The 9,515-nt window shown below is 34.5% G+C and carries 10 protein-coding genes and 1 pseudogene; all 11 read right to left on the bottom strand.

Annotated features, from left to right (window positions below):
- Positions 1 to 54: 54 nt before the first annotated feature.
- Complete coding sequence (locus PMI13_RS11340) at positions 55 to 522, bottom strand: SEL1-like repeat protein (RefSeq protein ID WP_007843752.1); 468 nt, start codon at positions 520 to 522, stop codon at positions 55 to 57.
- A gap of 777 nt (positions 523 to 1,299) precedes the next feature.
- Positions 1,300 to 1,635 (bottom strand): annotated as a pseudogene (locus tag PMI13_RS21835) (RHS repeat-associated core domain-containing protein); the annotation flags it as partial.
- Positions 1,636 to 1,664: 29 nt separating this feature from the next.
- Positions 1,665 to 2,144: a hypothetical protein gene (locus tag PMI13_RS11330; RefSeq protein ID WP_007843750.1), complete on the bottom strand. Its 480-nt coding sequence runs from the start codon at positions 2,142 to 2,144 to the stop codon at positions 1,665 to 1,667.
- A 5-nt stretch (positions 2,145 to 2,149) separates the two neighbouring features.
- Entirely contained in the window at positions 2,150 to 3,232 is a 1,083-nt protein-coding gene (locus PMI13_RS21780; RefSeq protein ID WP_007843749.1) for an RHS repeat domain-containing protein, read from the bottom strand.
- Between the two features lie 76 nt (positions 3,233 to 3,308).
- Positions 3,309 to 3,797, bottom strand: coding sequence for a hypothetical protein (locus PMI13_RS11320; RefSeq protein ID WP_007843748.1), 489 nt, complete (start codon positions 3,795 to 3,797; stop codon positions 3,309 to 3,311).
- Positions 3,798 to 3,815: 18 nt separating this feature from the next.
- Positions 3,816 to 4,553, bottom strand: coding sequence for a hypothetical protein (locus PMI13_RS11315; protein WP_034732498.1), 738 nt, complete (start codon positions 4,551 to 4,553; stop codon positions 3,816 to 3,818).
- A complete protein-coding gene (locus tag PMI13_RS21775) occupies positions 4,505 to 4,777 on the bottom strand; it encodes an RHS repeat domain-containing protein (protein ID WP_007843746.1) in 273 nt (90 codons plus the stop codon). The genes PMI13_RS11315 and PMI13_RS21775 overlap by 49 nt, the downstream gene beginning before the upstream one ends.
- A 324-nt stretch (positions 4,778 to 5,101) precedes the next feature.
- Entirely contained in the window at positions 5,102 to 5,548 is a 447-nt protein-coding gene (locus tag PMI13_RS11305) for a hypothetical protein (RefSeq protein ID WP_007843745.1), read from the bottom strand.
- A gap of 6 nt (positions 5,549 to 5,554) precedes the next feature.
- The gene (locus tag PMI13_RS11300; RefSeq protein WP_007843744.1) at positions 5,555 to 6,274 is read right to left on the bottom strand and encodes a hypothetical protein; all 720 of its coding nucleotides are present in this window, start codon (positions 6,272 to 6,274) and stop codon (positions 5,555 to 5,557) included.
- A 151-nt stretch (positions 6,275 to 6,425) separates the two neighbouring features.
- Entirely contained in the window at positions 6,426 to 6,929 is a 504-nt protein-coding gene (locus PMI13_RS11295; RefSeq protein ID WP_007843743.1) for a hypothetical protein, read from the bottom strand.
- A 15-nt stretch (positions 6,930 to 6,944) separates the two neighbouring features.
- The coding region (locus PMI13_RS11290) for an RHS repeat domain-containing protein (RefSeq protein WP_007843742.1) at positions 6,945 to 9,515 on the bottom strand (2,571 nt) is incomplete at its 5' end.

Genomic DNA, 9,515 nt, shown 5'->3' with positions numbered 1-9,515 from the left:
TTAACAAACTAAATTTAATAATTTTAATTTGTCTGAAAAACAGGGAAGTCTACCCTATTTTAACACGGATGCAGATGTTGGAATCGGTTTATTTTTGTAGAAATTTTCAAGATTGTATTTTGCGGATTTACTCCCTAATTCATAAGCTTTTAATAAATAATATTCTCCTATTTTGCTATCTTTTCTATAACCATTCTCATCACTTATTCTTAATAAAATTGTATAAACATTTTCATAGGCAAGAGGATAATGTTGTTCTTCCGCCATTTTCATGGCATAGTAAAGGAATTCTTTTTCATAACCGTTTGTAGTAAATATTTTGAGTGATTTCAAATAAGCAATTGTATCCCCTTTTTTAATGGCATCATTCAAATTTTCTTTAATTGTATCATTGTTTATATCAAATAAAACAGGTTCAGACGTTATATTGTTTTTGTCTGCCATAATTTCTTTTCCTTCTTGTTTACAGCATATCAAACTGATTATGCAGCCAAGAACTATGATAATTTGATTTATCTTCATTGTACTTAATATTTATTTTATAAAATCTCTGTATGGTTGATGTTGTATTATTTTTCCATTAAGGTAGACTTTAACCCAGCCCCAATTATCTGTAGAATCCTTGAGTCTATTAATCATAGGGAACCCAGGAGTGTTAATATTGTAGGGTATCCATTTTTCAAAACCTACTACTATTGTTTTTGGATGCTTCAATGATATTTGCTGTGCAATAGATACTATTTTTCCTTCATCATATCCAGACAAACAAGAGTAAAGAAGAAGCATTGATTTTTCCATTTTATCCACATTTTTCCAACGGGGATTTTTATTAACCATTACTTTGTCAAATGAATTAGCATCCCTCAATAAATTATCTCCATCCCATATACCACCTTCAAAACCATGTCCGAAAACTCTAAAAATACCATCTCCTTTAGTCATTCCGAATTTCTTCTGCATTTCTTTAAACTTCTCATGGAAAACTTTTTCATCTGATTTTCCAAAGAAGTTCACAGGCTCTTCATCATTGTCATTTCCAAACTGGGAAAAATCAAACTGTCCAAAATCCGGAGTATAAATCATATTCATGGCTTCCTGGTATTCCGGAGAGTCCCTTATATCCGGCTCCTTTGAAAAGACACCTCCACCGGTCATCATATCATCACTGGTAAGAGGATCTTCCTGTCCCAGCCACGCGGCGATACTGGCTCTGCTTCCTGTACCTCCATGCGAATAATAATCCAACATACCCCCGGGAGCATAAAATATTTCAACAGTACTGCTTGGAGCTACCGCTCTTTTCCCATCCGGATCTATAAAATTGACAGGATTATCAAAAGCATAATTATAGGTGGTCCATCTTCTGGAGGTTTCAGCCAGAGGGTCTATCACGCCCCATCTTGCAATATCAGCCATGTACATCCTGGCTCCGTAATCGCTCCATCCGGTTTCCTGCTGCAGCTCTTTACCATTATACTGGTATTTGTACGCGGGATTTCCGTTCAGAGCATTATAGCCTTCATGTTTTAACCCGAAAGGATAATAATTGTTTTCTTCAAGAACTTCTGCGCTGCTACCATTATAAAAGTAGCTCAATCTCACATTTCCCAAATGGTCTGTATAATTGTAAAAATAGAGCATTGAATTTCAATGCTCTATTTTTGCTATTTTTCTAAAACTGATTCTGAAGTAGGAACTTTCAGACCTTTATTTAAATACTTTTCATTCACGACTTCTTTAGCATCTTTATTCCCAACTTCATAAGCTCGTAATAAATAATAATCTATCAAGTTTGTATTGGTTTCCAACCCATTTTCATGATTTAAAAATCTCAGAAAGTAATGAGTATCAAAATATGCTTTTCCATATTGATATTTATTCGCCATGGTCATTGAATAATATAAAAATTCTTTTTTGTAATGATAAATTGCAAAATAATGATATGCTTTATTATAAGATAATGTATCTCCTTTTTGCAAAGCATTTTTTAAAAGAGTATTAATAGAATCATTAGGAATAAATCTATTATTTTCTGAGTTCACAATATCTTCATTTTTTTGTTCTGTAATAATGTGCTCTTTTTTATTACATGAAAAAGTTGATAATAGAAAAATACTTAAGACTATTGATTTAAAAATCTTCATTTCAGTTATTTTATATAGTTTTTAAAAAGCTCTTTATGAATAATTTCGCCATTTTTAAATATAACGATATACCCGTTTCCATCTCCTGTATTAGGCGAGAAGTTTATTTTGCTCATACCAGAATTTTTTTGTCCATAATCCACATATGAATCAAATCCAACTACGGTAAGGTTTGGGTGTTGTTTTGAAATTTTTCTAGCAATTGCACTTGACTTTCCAGTTTTTTCAAATTCAAATCCAGAGAGACAGGAATAAAGAAATAATATTGGATTTTCATATTTATCTATATTTTTCCAATTTTTATTTTTTGCCCCCATGACTTTATCAAATGTTTTCGCATTCCATATCTCTTGTTCATCATTCCATATCATACCTGTATCACCGTGTCCATAGACTCTGAAAATACCATCTCCTTTGGTATTTTTAAACTTACTAAACTGTTGCTCAAATTTATCACGAAAAACCTGATCATGTGAATTGTTTCCAAAGAAATTCACAGGCTCTTCATCATTGTCATTTCCAAACTGAGAAAAATCAATTCCCTGAAAGTATTGTTGCCGTGGTAAACCAAGGAAATCCATTACCTCATCGTAGGTAGCTTCTGTACCTAAGCCTATTCCAGCCCCACCGCCAGTGTCATTATTATTAAACTTAGTTAAAGGATTTTCTTCACCTAAAAACTCAGCAAACGAGCCAAAAGTAGAAGCACCACCACCTAGCATATAACCTAATGCACCACCTGTAGGGGTGTTCCATTCCCAGGTATTGGGGGCCATCGCTTTTCTACCATCCGGATCAATGAACATCATAGGGTTGTTTAAGGCATAATTGTAAGGATTAAACCTTCTTGATGTTTCTGCCAAAGGATCAATTACTCCCCATCTTGCGATGTCAGGCATATACATCCTTGCCCCATAATCGTTCCAGCCGGTTTCTGTTTGAAGCTCTTTGCCGTTGTAGCCATAGTTGTATGTGGAAAAATTCAGGATATTACTTTCCTGTTTTAATCCAAACGGGTAATAATTATTTTCTTCAATCTCTGCACTGTTTTTACAAAAATATATTTTTTCTTTAGGAAATAGATACATCTTAAATGAGATAATAATTCCAGCTTTGTAAGCAATATTTTTTTGTCTATGACCTATATAAAATATGATTATTATCCTATTTCGAGCAATATACTGAAGAGGATGTCGGGATTTTCTTTCCTTTCTCTGTATAAATATAGTTGACTGATGATTTTGCTCCTTCATCTCCCATTTCATATGCTTTTAATAAACAATACGAAGCATATTGACTATTATATGCTAGTGGATCCTCTAAAGTAAAATCAAGAATATTGGTTATATCTTTGTAAGCTTCTTTATAATTGTTCTTTTCAGCCATCAATATTGCATAATACAAAAACTCTTTGGAGTGACCACTTGTTATGTATTTTCTACGAGATTTAATATACATAATAGTATCATTTTTAAGAAGCATATTATTTAAATCTTCTTGCAATTTAGTATCATTAATATTTAGAGAGTTAGTATCAGTAGCTACTTTTTTATTCTCAACGCTCTCTTTTTTATCATTATTCCTTTTTTTCTCTGTTTTAGAACAGCTCTCAAAGAAAAAAAATAATGGTATCACAAATAATAAGTTTTTCATTTTATATAGTTTAAATATTTATTTAAAATTTGGATATTTTTTAAGAAATTGATTGTATCTATAACCTGTCAAATATTCTCCATTTTGATAAAAAACAATTCCTCCTCGACCGTCACCAGAATTTTGAGCTGCATTAACATTTTTAATTCCATTCGCTTTTGGGTCATATGTTACAAAACCATTAAATGCAATAACCGTTAGATTAGGATGGGCCTGAGATATTTGTTTACCAATAGCGTCATTTTGAACAGTGCTCTGACCTGATAAACAAGCAAATAAAATCAGAATTGGATCTTTCATTTTGTCTACATTCTTCCAGTTTGAATTCTTAGACTTCATAATAACATCAAATTTTTTAGCTGTATCAACAGCATATCCATTTTCGTCAACCAAATATCCAAAATTTCCATGCGCATATACTCTAAAAACACCATCTCCTTTGGTATCTTTAAAAAGTTCATACATTTGCTTATAAACCTGATGGAAAACTTTTTCATCTGATTTTCCAAAGAAGTTCACAGGCTCTTCATCATTGTCATTTCCAAACTGGGAAAAATCAAACTGTCCAAAATCCGGAGTATAAATCATATTCATGGCTTCCTGGTATTCCGGAGAGTCCCTTATATCCGGTTCCTTTGAAAAGACACCGCCACCGGGTCCCATCATTTCTTCATTTGTAAATGGTTCACCTTGCCCTATCCACGCCATTATACTGGCTCTGCTTCCTGAACTTCCATGTGAATAATAATCCAGCATACCTCCGGAACAGTAAAAATTTCAGCCGGGCTGCTTGGAGCTACCGCTCTTTTCCCATCTGGGTCTATAAAATTGACAGGATTATCAAAAGCATAATTATAGGTGGTCCACCTTCTGGAGGTTTCAGCCAGAGGGTCTATCACGCCCCATCTTCCAATGTCAGCCATGTACATCCTGACTCCGTAATCGCTCCATCCTGTTTCCTGCTGTAGCTTCTTTACCATTGTACTGATATTTGTACGCGGGATTTCCGTTTAAAACATTGTAGCCTTCATGTTTTAGCCCGAAAGGATAGTAGTTGTTTTCTTCAATGACCTCTGCTGCTGTTTCTAGCGAAACTTATTTTATAAAATTAGAGTATTGAAAGTTCAATACCCTAATTATTTTCAATATTATCCAAAATAGGAATATAAAAAAGTGTAAACTTTTTGTCTCAAAAAAGATAGCAATTCCACACAAAGAAGCCGTCTCATTTTAAAATGCGGTGTTTTTTTGTGTTATCTACTAGCCGAGCTAAAAACTCGCGAAAGCAGGGGAAGCCGCCTTAATTAATTCTCTAAAACTGATCTGGAAGTAGGAATTTTTTTATTTTCATCACTATATTTCCATTTAATTCTTTCTTTTGCCATTGCGTTTCCTAATTCATAAGCTCTCAATAAGTAATATTCACCAATTTTACTTTTTTTATTATAACCTTTCTCGTCACTAATAGTTGATAAAATTGTATATACATTTTCATAAGCAAAAGGATACTGATGTTCTTCAGCCATTTTAATAGCATAATATAAAAATTCTTCATCACGACCATGTATAGAATAGGCTTTATAAGCTCTTATATATGCTATGGTGTCACCCTTTAAAATTGCATCGTTTAAATATTTATCAGTTGTTTCACTATTCTTGATACTCGATGGTGATGTTGTTTCTTTTGTTTTTTCTTTTTTATTACAACTTATCAACAATAAAAGTATATTTAATATAATAATCTTTTTCATAATAAATTATTTAATAAAGTCCCGATATAATTGTTTAGAAATTAATTTTCCTCCCAAAAAAATGCTTACATAGCCCCAATTGTCCTCAGAATTTTTAAATCTGTTAACCATAGGAAATCCTGCCACATTAGAATTATAGGGTATCCATTTTTCAAAACCAACAACAGTTGTATTTGGATGTTTTTGTGATATTTTTCTTGCAATTGATTCTTTAACATCATCACTTTCATAGCCAGATAAACAAGAATAAAGTAAAAGCATAGATTTTTCCATTTTATCTACATTTTTCCAACGAGAATTTTTACTACTCATAACTTTATCAAATGAATCTGCATCTTTCATAAGATTATCCCCATCCCATATTCCTCCTTCATATCCATGTCCGAAAACTCTAAAAATACCATCTCCTTTAGTCATTCCGAATTTCTTCTGCATTTCTTTAAACTTCTCATGGAAAACTTTTTCATCTGATTTTCCAAAGAAGTTCACAGGCTCTTCATCATTGTCATTTCCAAACTGGGAAAAATCAAACTGTCCAAAATCCGGAGTATAAATCATATTCATGGCTTCCTGGTATTCAAGAGAATCTGTAATATCCGGTCCCTTTGAAAAGACACCACCACCGGGTCCCATCATTTCTTCATTGGTAAAAGGCTGATCTTGCCCCATCCATGCCATTATACTGGCTCTGCTTCCATTTCCTCCCCTAGAATAGTAATCTAACATTCCCCCAGGACCGTAAAAATTTTGAGTCGGGTTACTTGGGCCTGCTCTTTTTCCATCCGGATCAATGAAATTGACAGGGTTATCAAAAGCATAGTTTCAGGCAAATAACTTAAAAATAGAGCATTGAATTTCAATGCTCTATTTAATTATTTTATTTTTCTAGAACTGATTCTGAAGTAGGGATTTTTTTATTTTCTTTTAAAAATAAATCTTTAATCTTATATTTAGCATTAGAATTACCCATTTCGTATGCTCTTAATAAGTAAAATAATGACTCATTTTTATCTTTAATTGATAAATATCCATTTTGATTATTTAATAAATTCAGAATATAATAAGTGTCAAAATATCCGCCACTATAATTATGATTTTTTGCCATTTTTACTGAGTAATATAAAAATTCTTGTAGATGGCCTGATGTTGAAAAGTCTTTAAAAGCATCCTGATAAGCTAATGTATCTCCATTTTTAATAGCATTGTCTAGTAATTTCTTTATCCTTTCTTTATTTTCATAGTTAACCAAATAGGGATTTCCTTCTTTTAATACCTTTACAGTATCAGTAATATTATTGTTTATTTCATTCTTAGCATTATTTTTATCAGAACATGCTAATATGCACGGGACAGATAAAAATAAGAATATTAAATTTCTCATAATTTATTTTATTAGTTAATATTTTAATAATTGAAAGGTAGAGTACATCATCCTGTTAATTTCTTTACCATTCATATAAAAGACAACAGTTCCCATTCCATCTTTTAATTCTAACCCTTGATTAATACTTTTAATAATTGGTCTGCCGGCAATACTTTCTTTACCATAAGTTGCATATCCGTCAAAGCCTATTACTAATGTTTTTGTATGCTTTCGAGAAATTAATCTTGCAATAGACGTCTCTCCATTTAGTTCTGAGGCAGACATGCAAGTATATAATATAAGTGTACTATTTTTCATTGTGTCAACCTTTTTCCAGTTATTATTTTTTAAATTCATTTGTATATCAAATTCATCTGCAGATAAAATTTTAGTCCTCTCATCTTGTATTAATCCTACATTTCCATGTCCATATACTCTAAAAATACCGTCCCCTTTAGTATTTTTATATTTCTTGGATGCATCTTTATAAACATTATGAAAAACTGCTGGTTCAATATTTGAAAAAAAGTTCACAGGCTCTTCATCATTGTCATTTCCAAACTGGGAAAAATCAAACTGTCCAAAATCCGGAGTATAAATCATATTCATGGCTTCCTGGTATTCCGGAGATCCTGTAATGTTTGGTTCTTCCACAAAAGCGGGGCCTCCGGGTCCCATCATTTCTTCATTGGTAAAAGGATCTCCTTGTCCCAGCCACGCAGCGATACTGGCTCTACTTCCTGAACCTCCATGTGAATAATAATCCAGCATACCTCCCGGGCCGTAAAAATTTTGAGCAGGACTACTTGGACCTACCGCTCTTTTCCCATCCGGATCGATGAAGTTGACAGGATTATCAAAAGCATAGTTATAAGTGGTCCATCTCCTGGAAGTTTCCGCTAAAGGATCTATTACACCCCATCTTGCAATATCAGCCATGTACATCCTGGCTCCGTAATCGCTCCATCCGGTTTCCTGCTGCAGCTCTTTACCATTATACTGGTATTTGTACGCGGGATTTCCGTTTAAAACATTGTAGCCTTCATGTTTTAGCCCGAAAGGATAGTAGTTGTTTTCTTCAAGAACTGCTGCGCTGCTGCCATTATAAAAGTAGCTTAATCTCACATTTCCCAAATGGTCTGTGTAGTGGTAAATATACCGATTATTTTCAAAATCATAATAACCTTCTGCCGTGGGTACAAATTTTAACACACGGGTGGTTGATGGTACAGATGTCTGGTTTTCATACTGGAAGCCATCCAGGTAATCTGTTGCCCTGTAAAGCTCTGTACCGTCTGCAAACCCTGCAAATACATATACCTTACCCAGCTTTGTCCCGTCTGCCCTGTAGGTATACTGTGTATTTACATTTCTGGTCTCTTCAGCGCCACCCAGTTTATTTCTGAACACATAGGTCTGATCGAAGGTTACCTTACCGGTAAGATTCAGGTCATTGTAATCGATCTGTAAAACCCCTTTATCCTTATGGTCTTTCATATTCCCATTGCTGTCATAAGTAATGAAAGCTCCTGAAGTATCAGGATAGCCCAGATAATTTTGCTTATTATCCGTTACGGTATTCAACCTGTTTCCTGTATAGGTATAAACGAGGTCGTCAATCTGTTCGGCTATTCCTGCCTGGCTTTTAGCATTCCTTTGCAGTGAGGTGATATTTCCGCCAAGGTCATAGGCTGTAGTTTCGTTAAAAAAACCGTTTTCAGGAACAGAAGCATTGGGCTCCGAATAGCTTCCTTTTGTAAGCCTGCCCAGCGTGTCATACTGGTAAGAATACCTTCTTAGGATTCCGTCAGTAGCTGTCTTCCAGTCTACTTCCGTAATGCTTCCGTTGTATTTTGCCGTTGTTTTCAACGGATTGCTGTATTTTATCTCGTACCCGAAAAGCTTACCGTTAAGATTCGCCGGGTTATTGATTTTTACCAGTGCCCCTCTGACATCGTATGCATAATCAATGCTCTGTAATGCAGGAGTAGTGGTAGAAGCTCCTACTTTTTTGTTTTTTAACTGCGAAAGCTCATTGTACTCATTCTGGGCAAGTATTTGCTCTGTGTTGTTATCCACTTTATGCTTGTGTACCAGCATCCGGTTCCGGCTGTCGTACTCAAAATTCTGTGTGATCAGCTTTTCCGTGTCCGCAGATAATCTTTTATGATAAACCTTAGACTGAATTGTGGTTCCTGCAAAATCAAGCTTTGTTTCCGTTCTGGTGTAGCCGCCTAAATGATTTAAAGAGTGCGACCCGATAACCCTGGCTTTGGCATCATACCAGACGGAATTTTTGGTCCAGTTATCATCTGTCAGATTCTTTACATAGGATGCTGTAGAAAGACCTTTTGTGCTTACCGCGCCTGTTCCGGGATCTTGCGGTAAAACATTTTGATCCAGAATCAGCGTAGGAACTGCCGGAGTTCCCGTAGGATAGGTATCATAATAATTGACACTTAATAGCTGCTGTATTGCTGTGGGATACGCCGAAGCATTGGTGTAGTATACAGGCATTGCGTTTTGTGTAAAGCTTACTGCAGAAGATCTCGCTTCATTGTTGGCTGCTTTGGTATCTACGGTGGCTTGCTCCGCCTTTCTTTC

This window comes from Chryseobacterium populi (assembly GCF_000282115.1).
In the GTDB taxonomy this organism is placed as follows: Bacteria; Bacteroidota; Bacteroidia; order Flavobacteriales; family Weeksellaceae; genus Chryseobacterium; species Chryseobacterium populi.
This window is presented reverse-complemented; position numbering and strand designations above follow the sequence as displayed.

Coding starts and splice junctions, on each gene's coding strand:
- PMI13_RS11295 (WP_007843743.1), bottom strand. CDS start 6,929: ATGAGAAATTTAATATTCTTATTTTTATCTGTCCCGTGCATATTAGCA.
- PMI13_RS11330 (WP_007843750.1), bottom strand. CDS start 2,144: ATGAAGATTTTTAAATCAATAGTCTTAAGTATTTTTCTATTATCAACT.
- PMI13_RS11320 (WP_007843748.1), bottom strand. CDS start 3,797: ATGAAAAACTTATTATTTGTGATACCATTATTTTTTTTCTTTGAGAGC.
- PMI13_RS11315 (WP_034732498.1), bottom strand. CDS start 4,553: ATGCTGGATTATTATTCACATGGAAGTTCAGGAAGCAGAGCCAGTATA.
- PMI13_RS11305 (WP_007843745.1), bottom strand. CDS start 5,548: ATGAAAAAGATTATTATATTAAATATACTTTTATTGTTGATAAGTTGT.
- PMI13_RS21780 (WP_007843749.1), bottom strand. CDS start 3,232: ATGTATCTATTTCCTAAAGAAAAAATATATTTTTGTAAAAACAGTGCA.
- PMI13_RS21775 (WP_007843746.1), bottom strand. CDS start 4,777: ATGGTAAAGAAGCTACAGCAGGAAACAGGATGGAGCGATTACGGAGTC.
- PMI13_RS11340 (WP_007843752.1), bottom strand. CDS start 522: ATGAAGATAAATCAAATTATCATAGTTCTTGGCTGCATAATCAGTTTG.
- PMI13_RS11300 (WP_007843744.1), bottom strand. CDS start 6,274: ATGTTAGATTACTATTCTAGGGGAGGAAATGGAAGCAGAGCCAGTATA.